The 14,791-nt window shown below is 40.2% G+C and carries 18 protein-coding genes; 11 read left to right on the top strand and 7 right to left on the bottom strand.

The genetic code is table 11. The annotated features are described in order from the left end of the window. The first annotated feature begins 173 nt into the window (after positions 1-173). The 3 genes from zapG (at position 174) to degS (ending at position 3,319) form a co-directional block, all read left to right on the top strand. A complete protein-coding gene (gene zapG, locus GLP24_RS11850; protein ID WP_101768579.1) occupies positions 174-629 on the top strand; it encodes a Z-ring associated protein ZapG in 456 nt (151 codons plus the stop codon). Between the two features lie 104 nt (positions 630-733). Beyond that, entirely contained in the window at positions 734-2,104 is a 1,371-nt protein-coding gene (locus GLP24_RS11845; RefSeq protein WP_232598372.1) for a Do family serine endopeptidase, read from the top strand. 138 nt (positions 2,105-2,242) lie between these two features. After that, positions 2,243-3,319, top strand: a complete 1,077-nt coding sequence (gene degS, locus GLP24_RS11840) for an outer membrane-stress sensor serine endopeptidase DegS (RefSeq protein WP_152653871.1) — start codon at positions 2,243-2,245, stop codon at positions 3,317-3,319. 124 nt (positions 3,320-3,443) lie between these two features. Here the strand turns inward: degS and murA are convergent, their stop codons facing one another. Genes murA through mlaF form a run of 7 tightly spaced genes read right to left on the bottom strand, consistent with a single transcriptional unit; the run spans position 3,444 to position 8,126 of the window. After that, the gene (murA, locus tag GLP24_RS11835) at positions 3,444-4,703 is read right to left on the bottom strand and encodes a UDP-N-acetylglucosamine 1-carboxyvinyltransferase (protein WP_232602931.1); all 1,260 of its coding nucleotides are present in this window, start codon (positions 4,701-4,703) and stop codon (positions 3,444-3,446) included. A gap of 11 nt (positions 4,704-4,714) precedes the next feature. Further along, positions 4,715-4,969, bottom strand: coding sequence for a BolA family iron metabolism protein IbaG (gene ibaG / locus GLP24_RS11830; protein WP_101768517.1), 255 nt, complete (start codon positions 4,967-4,969; stop codon positions 4,715-4,717). 19 nt (positions 4,970-4,988) lie between these two features. Beyond that, positions 4,989-5,300: an STAS domain-containing protein gene (locus tag GLP24_RS11825; protein WP_101768516.1), complete on the bottom strand. Its 312-nt coding sequence runs from the start codon at positions 5,298-5,300 to the stop codon at positions 4,989-4,991. Positions 5,301-5,302: 2 nt separating this feature from the next. Next, positions 5,303-5,938, bottom strand: coding sequence for a phospholipid-binding protein MlaC (gene mlaC, locus GLP24_RS11820; RefSeq protein ID WP_101768515.1), 636 nt, complete (start codon positions 5,936-5,938; stop codon positions 5,303-5,305). Between the two features lie 14 nt (positions 5,939-5,952). Continuing rightward, positions 5,953-6,429: an outer membrane lipid asymmetry maintenance protein MlaD gene (gene mlaD, locus GLP24_RS11815; RefSeq protein ID WP_101768514.1), complete on the bottom strand. Its 477-nt coding sequence runs from the start codon at positions 6,427-6,429 to the stop codon at positions 5,953-5,955. Between the two features lie 53 nt (positions 6,430-6,482). Then, positions 6,483-7,265: a lipid asymmetry maintenance ABC transporter permease subunit MlaE gene (mlaE, locus tag GLP24_RS11810; protein WP_101768513.1), complete on the bottom strand. Its 783-nt coding sequence runs from the start codon at positions 7,263-7,265 to the stop codon at positions 6,483-6,485. A 60-nt stretch (positions 7,266-7,325) separates the two neighbouring features. Further along, entirely contained in the window at positions 7,326-8,126 is an 801-nt protein-coding gene (gene mlaF, locus GLP24_RS11805; protein ID WP_101768512.1) for a phospholipid ABC transporter ATP-binding protein MlaF, read from the bottom strand. A gap of 525 nt (positions 8,127-8,651) precedes the next feature. On the opposite strand from mlaF, the gene GLP24_RS11800 reads away from it, so the two are divergent. The 8 genes from GLP24_RS11800 (at position 8,652) to ptsN (ending at position 14,782) form a co-directional block, all read left to right on the top strand. Continuing rightward, a complete protein-coding gene (locus GLP24_RS11800; protein ID WP_232616061.1) occupies positions 8,652-9,611 on the top strand; it encodes a calcium/sodium antiporter in 960 nt (319 codons plus the stop codon). A 15-nt stretch (positions 9,612-9,626) separates the two neighbouring features. Further along, on the top strand, positions 9,627-10,598 hold the full coding sequence (locus tag GLP24_RS11795; protein ID WP_232616060.1) for a KpsF/GutQ family sugar-phosphate isomerase: 972 nt from the start codon (positions 9,627-9,629) through the stop codon (positions 10,596-10,598). A 57-nt stretch (positions 10,599-10,655) separates the two neighbouring features. Next, complete coding sequence (lptC, locus tag GLP24_RS11790) at positions 10,656-11,219, top strand: LPS export ABC transporter periplasmic protein LptC (protein ID WP_101768509.1); 564 nt, start codon at positions 10,656-10,658, stop codon at positions 11,217-11,219. Next, positions 11,200-11,706, top strand: a complete 507-nt coding sequence (gene lptA / locus GLP24_RS11785) for a lipopolysaccharide transport periplasmic protein LptA (protein WP_101768508.1) — start codon at positions 11,200-11,202, stop codon at positions 11,704-11,706. Before lptC ends, lptA begins: the two co-directional genes overlap by 20 nt. 9 nt (positions 11,707-11,715) lie before the next feature. Further along, positions 11,716-12,441 (top strand): LPS export ABC transporter ATP-binding protein, encoded by a 726-nt coding sequence (lptB, locus tag GLP24_RS11780; RefSeq protein ID WP_101768507.1) that lies wholly within the window; start codon positions 11,716-11,718, stop codon positions 12,439-12,441. 63 nt (positions 12,442-12,504) lie between these two features. Further along, positions 12,505-13,989, top strand: coding sequence for an RNA polymerase factor sigma-54 (locus tag GLP24_RS11775; protein ID WP_152653868.1), 1,485 nt, complete (start codon positions 12,505-12,507; stop codon positions 13,987-13,989). A gap of 32 nt (positions 13,990-14,021) precedes the next feature. Further along, on the top strand, positions 14,022-14,309 hold the full coding sequence (gene hpf / locus GLP24_RS11770; RefSeq protein WP_101768505.1) for a ribosome hibernation promoting factor: 288 nt from the start codon (positions 14,022-14,024) through the stop codon (positions 14,307-14,309). A gap of 2 nt (positions 14,310-14,311) precedes the next feature. Next, positions 14,312-14,782: a PTS IIA-like nitrogen regulatory protein PtsN gene (gene ptsN, locus GLP24_RS11765; protein ID WP_152653867.1), complete on the top strand. Its 471-nt coding sequence runs from the start codon at positions 14,312-14,314 to the stop codon at positions 14,780-14,782. The last annotated feature ends 9 nt before the right edge of the window (positions 14,783-14,791 follow it).

The following is a 14,791-nucleotide window of genomic DNA, read 5'->3' as shown; positions in this document are numbered from 1 at the left end:
CCTTTTCATCTTATTACCATAAAATCAGAGCATCAATTGTCACAATATATGATTGAATAAGTATCATGCACAACCAGCTCAAGGTATAGTAATAATGTTATTACATACTAATAAACAGCATCTTGACTAAAAAATACGTATTAACACTAAAATCACAAGGAGTTATCATGGCTATGAGTTGGATTATTGCAACGGCTATTTTTATTGTAGGGATCTGTGTTGGTTACATCATCAGTCGCTTAACCAATAAGAATCAAAAACAACAAACATCACTTAAAAAAGATCTTGATAAATCAAAATATGAACTAGAACAGTATCGACAAGAACTTGTTGATCACTTTGCTCGCAGTGCTGAATTACTGGACAACGTCTCGAAAGATTACAGTAAACTTTATGAACATATGGCAAAGACCTCAGCAGAGCTTATGCCTAATTTACCGACTCAAGACAACCCATTTGCACAACGAATTGCGACCTTAGAACCTGTAGAAAACAATGAGCCCATTGAAGATGAAGTAATGGATCATCAACCACGAGATTATGCCAATGGCGCAACGGGACTCTTTAGTGATAAACCCACCGCCATTCGAGAGAATGAAATTCCAGTGGCAGAAGCAAAAGCAAGTTAGTATTAACTCACTACACCGCACATGCTTAACAAGAAAAGTATGATCATGGGAACTTAATTCCGGTTAACAAGTCATACTTTAACTTGTTAACTCGGAGTTAAAGTATGCGTAAAAAAAACCTTTTTGTTATTAGTGCATTAGCGTTAACAGTAAGCACACTGATGACCCCCTTTGTTGCAAATGCTGCATTACCGATTACAGTAAATAATCAATCGATGCCTAGCCTTGCACCTATGCTTGAGCAAGTCATGCCAGCGGTTGTCAGTATCGCCATTGAAGGCAAGCAAGTTTCAAAGCAACAACTTCCTGACGCTTATCGTTTTTTCTTTGGTCCTGATTTTCCAACCGAGCAAGTGCAAGAACGGCCGTTTCGAGGTTTAGGTTCTGGCGTTATTATTGACGCAAAAAAAGGCTATATAGTTACAAATCAGCATGTTATCAATAACGCTGATAAAATCACAATTCAACTTTATGATGGCCACGAAGTTATCGCTAAATTGATTGGTAGTGATAAATCATCAGATATCGCCTTATTACAAATTAATACCCCACAAAAATTAACTGCGATTCAATTAGCCAACTCCGATAAATTACGCGTAGGTGATTTTGCCGTTGCCATTGGTAATCCCTTTGGTCTTGGACAAACGGTTACTTCTGGAATTGTATCAGCCTTAGGGCGCAGTGGTTTAAACCTTGAAAATATAGAAAATTTCATTCAAACCGATGCGGCGATTAATAGTGGTAACTCTGGCGGTGCGCTAATTAATCTTCATGGTGAACTCATTGGTATTAATACTGCAATACTGGCACCAGATAGAGGCAATGTCGGAATTGGATTTGCGATCCCATCAAATATGGTTAGTAACCTTACTGCGCAGATCATCAAATTTGGCCACGTCCAACGAGGAACATTAGGCGTACAAGGACGTGAACTTACCGCTGAATTAGCGCAAACATTTGGTTATGACACCAATAAAGGTGCGTTTGTAAATCAAGTCATGCCAAATTCAGCAGCTCAAAAAGCGGGCTTAAAAGCAGGTGATATTATTACCGCCGTTAATGGTAATCCTATACGTTCATTCAGTGAGTTACGGGCAAAAGTTGCAACATTAGGAGCAGGGAAAACCTTAACCCTACAAGCAATGCGTAATGGTAAATTACAGCAATTCACCGTCACTCTTAGTGCGAGCAAAGATAACAGTATTAACGCCGATGATCTTCATTCAAGCTTAACCGGAGTTCAATTTACGAATGCAACGCTTAATGGTAAAGCGCATGGCGTTGAAGTTATTCAATTGACTAAAGACTCGCTAGCTGCACAAGCGGGATTACTCAAAGGTGATATTGTTATTGGTCTTAATCGAACTGTGATTAATAACCTAGCTCAACTACGTAAAGCATTGACTCACCCACCGAAAATCATCGCATTAGAAATTCAACGAGGTAATAATGTGCTCTATCTTATTATTCGTTAATTTTATTTAATTAATACCCACTAATCTCTGATTGTAGAATAAATTCAACAATAGCAGTCAGCGCAATAGTTGGTTTCACTTTAGAGGGGGTGCTATTCTGTTAGCACCTTTTTCTTACTCATTTTATAAGGACTGTTAATGCTGGCATTTTTTGGTCGTTCTATTATCCTCGGCCTTATCACAGCCATTATTATACTGATTGCCGTCCCTGATTTACGTCCGACGACGCCAGAGTCTTTATTATTAACAGATAGCAACTCAACCCCGCTTTCATTTAATTACGCTGTTCGTCGCGCGTCCCCTGCCGTGGTTAATATTTATAACCGTCGTTATGATAATAATAATGACGAAGAACGTGAGCTACGCACTCAAGGGCTGGGATCCGGTGTTATTATGAGTGACAAGGGTTATATTGTGACTAACTATCATGTCGTCGCCCATGCGGATCAAATCATTGTCGCACTTCAAGATGGACGAGTGCTTAATGCACAATTAATTGGTCTAGATCAACTAACAGATCTAGCCGTGCTAAAGATCAATGCTGATAACCTACCCATGATTCCTGTGAACCCTGAATATAAAGCTGCGGTTGGTGATGTAGTACTGGCAATCGGCAATCCATATAACCTTGGTCAAACGACTACTTTTGGGATTATCTCAGCGACTGGACGATCTGGTATGAGTTTCTATGGCCCTCAAGATTTTCTCCAAACTGATGCGGCGATAAATAAAGGCAATTCAGGCGGAGCGCTAGTGAATACTAAAGGGGAATTAGTCGGCATTAACACCGCCTCTTTTCAACAAGCGACAGACATTGAAACCTATGGTATTTCGTTTGCGATCCCTTATCAGCTCACAATTAAGATCATGCAGAAATTAATTGCAGACGGACGAGTTATTCGTGGTTGGATTGGCATACAAGGTCGTGAAATAAACCCATTAATGGCACGACTTTATGATGTCGCAAAAGTTAATGGCATCATTGTTGATGGCATGGATCCTAGTGGTCCCGCATCCAAAGCTGGGTTTGAGAAAAATGATATTGTGGTTGAAATAGCGGGTAAAGAAGTCACCAATGTTCAGAGCGTGCGTGATATCGTTACTGATATTCGCCCAGGTACTCACATTGAGGTGAAGATTTTACGTAATGGCAAACCGATGATGATTCCCGTCACTGTTGCCAATAGACCGCCAGAAACTAATCCGCCTAAATAGATGGCGATAGCAGTCATGAATAACAGTAAAAAATAAAAAACAGCAACAAAAAAGCCTCGTATATCCTTTAAACAAAAAAGGTATAATTACGAGGCTTTTTATTATCAATCTAAATTGTTATAGCTTATTCAGTAATACGTTCGATATTCATACCTAGCGCACTGAATTTTTGCTCAATAAACTCATAACCGCGATCGATATGGTAAATACGATCAACAATGGTTTCACCTTTCGCAATACTGCCAGCAATCACAAGACTTGCAGAAGCACGTAAATCAGTCGCCATTACTTGCGCGCCACTCAAACCATCGGTATCACCACAAATCACAGTATTACCTTCGATTTCAGCATGAGCCCCCATACGAATCAATTCAGGAATATGCATAAAACGGTTTTCAAAAATCGTTTCAGTAATAATACCAGTACCTTTCGCGACTAAGTTTAATAGCGAGAATTGCGCTTGCATGTCCGTTGGGAAACCTGGATGCGGAGCAGTACGAATATTAACAGCCTTCAGCTCACGATCAGTCATGTCTAGGCAGATCCAATCAGAACCCGTTTCAACCAATGCACCCGCTTCTTCTAGCTTCGCTAATACGGCTTCAAGTAATTCAGGCTTAGTATTGCGACAAACAATTTTGCCACCAGAAACAGCAGCAGCAACTAAGAAAGTACCTGTCTCAATTCGGTCTGCAACCACTTCATGGCAACCACCAGCAAGACGATCAACACCTTCAATAGTGATAGTTGCAGTGCCTGCACCAGTAATTTTGGCACCAATTGCATTTAAGAATGCCGCGGTATCTTCAATCTCTGGCTCACGGGCCGCATTTTCAATTACCGTTGTACCTTCTGCTAATGTTGCCGCAGACATAATGGTAACTGTAGCGCCAACACTCACTTTATCCATCACGATATGAGCGCCTTTCAGACGACCATCGACCGAGGCTTTAACATAACCTTCATCTAACGTAATCGTTGCACCAAGCTGTTCAAGACCCACAATGTGTAAATCAACAGGACGTGCACCAATAGCACAACCACCAGGTAATGATACTTGACCTTGACCAAAACGTGCCACTAATGGACCTAACGCCCAAATAGACGCGCGCATGGTTTTTACGAGATCATAAGGCGCACAAAATTCATTAACGTCACTTGCGTCAATATGAACAGATGAACCATTACGAGAAACTATTACACCTAAACGTGACAGTAATTCCATCGTAGTATCAATATCACGTAACTGAGGAACATTGGCAATTTCTACCGGACCATCAGCAAGTAATGCGGCAAATAAAATTGGTAATGCTGCATTTTTAGCGCCAGAAATAGACACTTCACCGCTTAGTGGGCCACTGCCCTGAATACGAAACTTTTGCATCATTTAGCTCTCTATAACGACATTAATTTTTTATCACGCGCCCACTCTTCAGGCGTATATGTTTTAATACTTAACGCGTGAATGTCGTTTGCTGCAATACGATCCATTAGTGGACCATAAATTGTTTGTTGTTTTTTGACACGGCTCATACCGTCAAATAGTGTACCCACCGCGATCACTTGGTAGTGGCTACCTTCACCTTTAACGATGATTTCATCAACGTCTAAAGCCGTTTCTAGAATTTGTTTAATCTCAGAGATTTCCACAAGCTATCCTCTCTACAGCTTACTCCATGCAAGCTGCTAACATTGGTTCGATATGGCTTAAGCGAAACAGCGTCTTAAGCTGTTGAGGTACATTGTGCAACATAACGCGACTCCCTGCTTGCTCAAGATGCTGGCACAAATGCAGTAACATCACCATGCCAGAAGAGTCTACTCGAGACAAGTCAACAAGATCGAGTACAAGCTGCTTATTATGTGGCATCCATTCGCTTCTTTGGCGCCAAAAAGCAGGCACTGTGTCACGATCTAACGACCCTGACAAGCGGTATTGCCCTTCAGCAACCACCAGCCAACAAATCTCATTCGCAGCCATGATTAATTATTCTCAATTTGAATCGGTTTTGCTGCTAAATCACGTAAACTTTGTGTTACAGCATCAATGCCTTTAGTGCGAAGTTGACCACTCCACTCACTTTGCTTCGTTGAAAGCATACTGACACCTTCTGCAACCATGTCAAATCCCTGCCATTCTTTGGTTTTTTTATTCAAGCGTAATTTAAAATCAAGACGAATGGGTGGACGTTGCGGGCCAACAATATCAACCCGAACCGAAATAATACTGCGATCAGCTGGAACTGGCTTAGGTGATTCTAATTCAATTTTCTGATCGGTATATTGCGTCAATACTTGAGCATATGATGCCACTAAATAATCAGTGAAAGCCGCCGTAAATGCATCACGTTGCTCAGCTGTTGTATTACGTAAATTAGATCCTAAAACTTTGTAAGCTGCATAACGGGTATTAATATACGGCAATAATTCTTGCTTCACGATCACCCGTAATTGTTCTGGATTCGCTTTAATTTTTGTTTGTTCTGCTTTTAAAGTACCAAATAAATGCGCAGATACTGTATTCATCATTTTATAAGGGTTGGTTTGATCAACTGTTGCCGCTTGGGCTAACATTGGTATAGCTAATAAACATAGCATTAAACCTCGTACAAATTTCATAGTAACTATCCTCATTATTTCTTATCACCGCCAAGGCTATACAGCACTTGACCAATCATATCTTCTAATACTAACGCAGATTTAGTGTCTTCAATTAAATCACCGTTATGTAACATCTCAGTATCAGTATCAATAAATCCAGGGCTAATACCTAAGTATTGTTCACCTAATAGACCTGAAGTCAAAATAGAGGCTGAACTGGTTTCAGGGAAATAACCAAACTTTTTATTAACATCTAGGGTAACAATAGGAACATACGTCTGTTTATCTAAGGTAATCGAGGTTACTTCACCAACAGTAACACCACCGACCTTAACAGGTGATCGTACTTTTAGGCCGCCAATATTATCAAAATGCGCTTTCAGGGTATAAGTTTCAGTACTACCAAAACTTTGTATGTTAGCGACTTTAAACGCTAACACTAATAAGGCACTAATGCCGGCGAGCATAAACACACCAACCCACAATTCTAATCGTTTATTTTGTTGCATTATCTTTTATCCATGTAATTTATGCCGTCGTATGCATGCGGCTAAGTGAATGTTTAGCTTCCAAACATTAATGCTGTTAACACAAAATCAAGCCCGAGTACCGCCAATGATGAATTAACCACCGTACGAGTTGTTGCCCGACTAATGCCTTCGGAGGTTGGTACGGCATCATAACCATTAAAGACTGCAATCCATGTAATCACGATAGCAAATACGACCGACTTGATAATGCTATTACCAATGTCAGTACTAAAATCAACTGATGATTGCATCACAGACCAGAAACTGCCGTAATCAATGCCTTTCCAATCAACACCGACTAATTGTGCGCCCCAAAGTCCAATTAAAGAGAACATTAGTGCTAACAATGGCATTGAAATAACACCCGCCCAAAAACGCGGTGCAATCACACGACGTAGCGGATCGACGGCCATCATTTCCATACTGGATAATTGTTCGGTGGTTTTCATTAACCCAATTTCTGCCGTTAACGCAGAGCCTGCACGACCTGCAAATAATAGGGCCGTTACTACTGGTCCTAATTCACGTAATAAAGATAATGCCACCATTTGTCCAAGGCTGGTTTCTGCACCATAACCTGCGAGGACCAAATAACCTTGGAGGCTTAACACCATACCAATAAATAATCCCGATACTAAAATAATCGCCATTGATAGCACCCCAACTGAATACAGTTGTTTGATCAATAATGGCAACATTTTTATCGGTTGTGGCTTACACACTAACGCCCCATATAACATCAAGCTTGCACGACCGCATGCTTGACACTTTTCAATGGTCGCTCGTCCCAATCGGGAAATAGCATCAATTATCATTTTTTGCTCATATTTTCTATTGTCATACACTAATGCCATAACAGCGTTCAGGGCTACAAATTAACCAAACAAATCATCATGTAATGGTTGTGCTGGAAATTGAAAAGGAACAGGACCATCAGCATCACCATCTAAAAATTGGCGTACTTGAGGGTTAGTATCGGCACGTAATTGATCAGGTGTGCCACTACCAATGATCTTAGCACCAGAAAGAATATAGACATGATCGGCAATACTCATCACTTCAGGCACATCGTGAGATACGATGACAGAGGTAATATTTAAAGCTTGATTAAGATCGCGGATTAACTTAACCAATACCCCCATTGTAATCGGATCTTGGCCAACAAACGGTTCATCATACATCATTAAATCAGGATCAAGGGCAATCGCGCGCGCCAATGCTGCTCGACGGGCCATACCGCCTGACAATTCATTGGGCATCAATTGTGCAGCTCCCCGCAAACCGACCGCTTCTAATTTCAAGAGTACTAATGTTCGCAGTAAATCTTCAGGTAGCTGAGTGTGTTCTCGCAGTGGGAAAGCAACATTATCAAACACGGTCATATCGGTAAATAATGCCCCAGATTGAAATAACATACTCATACGTTTACGCGCTTGGTAAAGTTCACTGCGGCGCAATGTGGGTATATTCCATTGATCAAACCACACCTCACCATTATCTGGTGCAATCTGACCGCCAATCAAACGTAATAAGGTCGTTTTTCCGATCCCTGATGGCCCCATAATAGCGGTGATTTTTCCGCGTGGAATATCAAGGCTAATATTATCAAAAATAAGCCGTTCACTACGGGAGAAACTCATGTTTTTAATCGAAATCAGTACATCGTCATTGAACATTATGTTTACGGCACCTCTCGCTAGCTTGCGTAAGCGATGAATATTGATGTTATTTGACACAATAGCGTTTCATGCCACTTTTAATAAATAACTTAAAAATAATTAATCGACATTATAAAAACAGATCGACGATGATAGGAGGAATTAAACGCTAACTCAACCAAAGCGCAGAATTATCATACTTTAACGGTAGGTTTTTATTAAAAAATAACACATTTACCATAAAATTTATCCTAACCGCTTTATTCCATTCTAAAACAAATCAAACTGATTATAAGTCACTTAAAATAAAACATTGTTTTAATAGTGTAAATAGTCAACGGCTGATTTCTAACCTTTATCGGTTCAGGTTCAGCACTAGTTAATCCATCAGAGCGCCTAAAACAACCTTAAGATAATAATTAGTATTGGCTTATGCTTCCCTTTTGCATGAGTTAACGTCAAAATTGACAACTCAAATTGGAAATATTTTATCAATTGACTAAAAACCGCTTTTTTAGCGAGTCATACTGAAAAGGAATTAAAATGCTAGAAGCCATTGTGTTGCTCTGTATCGGATTAGCTTTACTGGTTTGGAGTGCAGATAGATTGGTATATGGTGCCGCAGCATTAGCAAAAAACTTTGGTGTTGCACCACTGGTTATTGGTATGACTATTTTGGCAATGGGATCTTCTGCACCAGAAATGATGGTTTCAGCCACCGCAGCGCTGGCAGATAAAACTGATACCGCCGTCGGTAATGTACTAGGTTCAAACATTGCTAATATCGCGTTAATTCTTGGTATTACAGCGATAATAAAACCATTATGCATTAGCTCAACCATTATTCGACGTGAATTACCGATTATGCTGGGCGTCACAGTTATTGCTGGTGTGGTTCTGTGGGATAATTATTTAAGCCGTCACGAAGGTATTATTCTCGCAGTACTGTTTGGTATTTTCTTAATCGCTATGCTAAAAATTAGCCGCGACAGTAAGAGCGATCCATTAGTAGAAGAACAACAAGCAGACATTCCCGCGGGCGTCAGTAATACCAAAGCGATTATCTGGGTATTTATCGGCCTAGGTCTTCTATTGTACTCTTCAGATATAGTGGTGGGGTCAGCAGTTACTATCGCTAAATATTACGGTATGAGTGACTTAGTGATTGGTTTAACAATCATTGCTGTCGGTACCAGCTTGCCTGAACTTGCAGCCTCAATAGCCAGCGTTTTTAAAGGCGAAGATGATATGGCCGTTGGTAATATTATTGGCTCTAATATTTTTAATATTTTAGCGGTAATGGGCATCCCTGGATTACTGAATCCATCAGCATTAAGCCCACTGGCTATGAGCCGTGATTTTTATGTTATGTTGGCTATTTCAATTTTATTACTGGTAATGGCACTCGGTAAACACCGCCTCATTAATCGTATTGAAGGTGGAATATTAGTGATTTGCTTTATTGCTTATCAAGCATTTTTATTTCTTAATATCGCCGCATAACAGGAGCATTCTCTAATGTCTGGTCAATTTGATTTTTGCAGCCATGGTAAAAAAGTACTCAATACTGAATTACAAGCACTTGAAAAAATCCGTGATTATATTGATAACAGCTTTATCCTTGCGTGTGAGTTAATCTTACACTGCCAAGGCAAAGTAATTGTAATGGGTATGGGGAAATCAGGTCATATTGGGCGAAAAATAGCCGCAACATTGGCCAGCACAGGAACCCCTGCATTCTTTGTTCATCCAGGTGAAGCCAGCCATGGTGACTTAGGCATGATCAAAAAAAGTGATGTCGTGATTGCCATTTCTAACTCAGGTGAAGCAGTTGAAATACTCGCATTACTGCCCGTTATTAAACGACTCGGTATTGCGATGATCAGCATGACAGGCAAGCCTGAATCCAGCATGGCAAAAATGGCGCAAGTTAATCTTCAAGTCACGGTAGATAAAGAAGCCTGCCCATTAAATCTAGCTCCCACCTCAAGTACAACCGCTACTCTTGTTATGGGTGATGCTGTTGCTATTTCAGTAATGGAAGCTCGCGGTTTTACTGCTGACGATTTTGCGCTTTCTCATCCAGGTGGTGCCTTGGGTCGTAAATTATTACTTCGCATTGCAGATGTTATGCACAGTGGCGAGTTACTGCCGGTGATAGAAGAACACGCAAGCATCAAAGACGCCCTATTAGAAATATCACACAAAGGCTTAGGAATGACGGCAATTGTTGATCACAACCAACAATTACGTGGTATTTTTACCGACGGTGATTTACGCCGTTTACTGGATAATCATATTGATATTCACAACACTCGTATTGGCGAAGTGATGTCGAGTAACCCACGAACGATTTCACCACAACTTTTAGCCGCAGAAGGGCTAAAATTAATGGAAGATAACAAAATTAATGGCTTATTGGTAACGGAAGACAACCAATTAGTTGGAGCGCTAAATATGCACGATTTGCTTAAAGCCGGTGTTCTATAGCGCTACTATATCTCTGAAAATCATCGGTAACACCAAAGAAAATAAAGGCTTAAGTCTATGACTTTTAAAAAGCTATTCTATGTACTATTAATGATTATATGTGCATGGCTCGGCTATTATCTACTTGAACAATATTGGCAACAAGATGTTCAAGTAAAACCTAATGACGAAAAACCAATGTTTATTGGTAGTAAAGTCAGTAATACCAGCTTTGATTTGAAGGGAATCCGTCAATATCAAATTGATGCTGAACATCTTGAACACTTCAATGTTAGTGGTGAGACAACATTCACCCAACCGGTATTATGGATTTTTAGGCAAGGGCAAGATGCTGAATGGCGAATCAGTGCTAATAATGCCAAACTAGAACAAGATAAAATCTTACACTTACAAGGTAATGTGCGTATTTTCAATCTATTACCTGATTCCGATATTCAGGTTATTAAAACAGATAATTTACGTTTAAACTTAGTCAATAAAGACTTTAGTACCAATGATCATGTCACTATCAATGGCCCAGTATTCCAAAATCAAGGCGATGGCATGAAAGGTAATATGGATCGTAACGTGGCAACTCTTCTAAAAAATGTAAAAGGTAGATATGAACCGACTAAAAATTAGTACTCTACTATGCTTGTTGTGTATCAGTGCACCAACATGGGCAATGAAAAGTGACACTAAACAACCCATTTATATTGACTCAGACAGTCAACAAGTTGATATGCCAAATAATATTGTCACGTTTATCGGTAATGTTAAGTTGCGTCAAGGAACGATTGATATTCGCGCTAATAAAGTTGTTATCACTCGAGAAAATGCTAAATCTCAACAACAAACTATCATGGCATATGGACAACCGGCTACATTCCATCAAATAATGGATAACGGTAAACCCCTTGATGGTGAAGCACTTAAAATGCGTTATGAAACCGCCACTGAACACCTAAAAATGACAGGTAAAGCCGAGCTAAATCAAGATGGTAGCAATATTAAAGGTAATATCATTACCTACAATATTCCCAATCAACGTCTAGTCGCAGAAAGCGGTAAAAAAGAACGTGTCACCACCGTGATACTACCAAGTCAATTAAACAATAATAAGAAATAAACATTATTTATGGCTATTCTAAAAGCTGAACACCTTGCAAAAAGTTACAACGGACGCAAAGTCGTTTCCGATGTCAGCCTTGAGGTAGAATCAGGGAAAATTGTTGGTTTACTTGGTCCTAACGGTGCAGGGAAAACCACCTCCTTTTACATGATCGTTGGCTTGGTTAGTCGCGATGAAGGTACGATCACCATTGATGGTGAAGATATTAGCCTCCAACCGATGCATAACCGTTCACGAATGGGTATCGGCTATTTACCACAAGAAGCATCAATTTTCCGTCGTCTAACGGTTTATGACAACCTAATGGCAGTGTTAGAAACCCGTAAAGAACTAACCAAAGATGCACGTCAAAACAAAGCAGAAGAGTTGTTAGATGAATTTAATATTCAACACATTCGCGATAGCTTAGGACAAGCATTATCTGGTGGTGAGCGACGTCGAGTTGAAATTGCTCGCGCATTAGCAGCAAATCCTAAATTTATTTTACTGGATGAACCGTTTGCAGGTGTCGATCCCATTTCAGTTATCGATATCAAAAAAATCATTAAACATTTACGAGATCGTGGGTTAGGGGTATTAATTACTGACCATAACGTCCGTGAAACACTGGATGTCTGTGAGCATGCTTATATTGTAAGCCAAGGCCATCTGATCGCGAATGGAACCCCAGAGCATGTACTTAATCATGAACATGTTAAGCGGGTTTATCTTGGTGATCAGTTCCGTCTCTAGCCCTCACCATTAGCTATTGATTGCAGATAATAACAATAATAACAATAAGGTGTATCAACGTTAATGAAAACTTCGCTCCAACTTAAGCTCGGTCAGCAGTTAGCAATGACGCCTCAATTGCAGCAAGCGATTCGCTTGTTGCAACTCTCTACATTAGAACTTCAACAAGAAATCCAAGAAGCGCTTGATGGTAACCCTCTCCTAGAGCTCGATGAAACTAATGAAGCGGATGAAGTTAACACTAACAATGAGACCTCAATCGCAGACACTTCCACAAATGATAGCAACGAAAATCCCGATGATATCGAGAGCTTTGATACCGCAGAAGTTATTGAAACTCGCGAACTACCAACAGAACTCCCCGTTGATAGTACTTGGGATGATGTTTACAGTGCAGGAACAGGCAGTACGGGTATTGCCATTGATGATGATATTCCGATCTACCAAGGTGAAACCACTGAATCATTGCAAGATTATTTAATGTGGCAAGTACATCTCACCCCATTTAGCGAAACAGATTTAGCGATTGCAATCGCCATTATAGATGCAGTGAATGATAAAGGTTACCTCAGTTGTACCACCGCCGAAATTCTAGAAAATTTTGAAGATGAAGAACTCGATGTTGAGCTTGATGAAGTAGAAGCTGTACTCAAACGCGTACAGCAATTTGATCCACTCGGTGTCGCTTCGCGCAATTTACAAGAATGCTTACTACTTCAACTCGCCACCTATCCCAAACAAACGCAATGGCTTACCGAAGCTAAAATACTATTACGTGAACATATTAACTTATTAGGCAATCGCGATTATCGCCAACTGATGCGCGAAACTAAACTTAAAGAACCGGAACTTAAAGCGGTAATGGATCTGATTCATAACTTAGATCCTCGCCCTGGTAACCACGTTGTTTCAACCGAAACCGAATATGTTATCCCCGATGTATCAGTATTTAAAGATAATGGTGAATGGATCGTCAGTATCAACCCTAATAGTGTTCCACGCATTAAAGTGAATCAGCAATACGCCGCATTAAGTAATAACACCCGCAACAGTGCGGATGGACAATTTATTCGCACCCACCTTCAAGATGCAAAATGGCTGATTAAAAGCCTTGAAAGCCGCAATGAAACCTTGTTGAAAGTCGCTCGTTGTATTGTAAAACAACAACAAGATTTTTTTGAATTTGGCGAAGAAGCCATGAAACCGATGGTTCTCAACGACATTGCCCTTGAAGTTGAAATGCACGAATCCACCATATCCCGAGTCACGACTCAAAAATATATGCATACACCTCGGGGTATTTTTGAATTGAAATACTTCTTCTCAAGTCATGTCAGTACGGATAGTGGCGGTGAATGTTCATCGACAGCTATTCGCGCACTGGTGAAGAAACTTGTTGCTGCTGAAAATCAGGTTAAACCCCTGAGTGACAGCAAAATTGCGACTTTATTGGCAGAACAAGGGATCATAGTTGCGCGACGAACTATCGCAAAATACCGTGAATCTTTAGGAATTCCGCCATCAAATCAGCGAAAATGTCTGATCTAAATCGGATCAGCGCCAACAAAAGGAAGATGTCTATGCAAATCAATATCACCGGACACCATGTTGATGTAACCGATTCTTTGCGAGAATATGTCAGTACCAAGTTTGAAAAACTAGAGCGTTTTTTCGACAAAATTAATACCATTCAAGTGATATTAAATGTCGAAAAACTCCAACAAATTGCCGAAGCAACTCTGCATATTAATTCAGGAGAAATCCACGCGAAAGCGGACTCTGAAAATATGTATGCCGCGATTGACGAATTGACTGATAAACTGGTCCGTCAATTAAACAAACACAAAGATAAACTCAATAGTCACTAATCATGCAACTGAGTAACGTATTGAGCCTAGACTGCACCAAAAGTGCAGTCTCTTGCTCCAGTAAAAAACGCGCGCTAGAGCTCATTAGTGAGATCGCGGCAACACATCTTGATCAAAATCCGCAGCCATTATTTGAATGTATGCTCAATCGTGAAAAATTGGGTACCACAGGTATAGGTAACGGGGTTGCGATCCCTCACGGCCGAATCAGTAACAGTGATCATGCGATCGCCGTACTCATTCAATGCCAACAACCGATCGATTTTGATGCTATAGATGGTCAACCTATTGACCTTTTATTTGCACTTCTGGTACCAGAAGAACAATGTAAAGAGCACTTATCGACCCTTGCAAGCATGGCAGAAAAACTCGGCAATAAGAAAATTTGTAAGCAACTTCGCAATGCAACAACAGATCAAGAATTATATAACATACTGATTGATGAAGAAGAAGTCAGTGTAATCCCACAATAAAAGGTAGCT

This window comes from Photobacterium carnosum, assembly GCF_021236965.1.
GTDB lineage: Bacteria > Pseudomonadota > Gammaproteobacteria > Enterobacterales > Vibrionaceae > Photobacterium > Photobacterium carnosum.
Note: the sequence above shows the minus strand (reverse complement) of the source record. Positions and strands in the feature narration are given on the sequence as shown.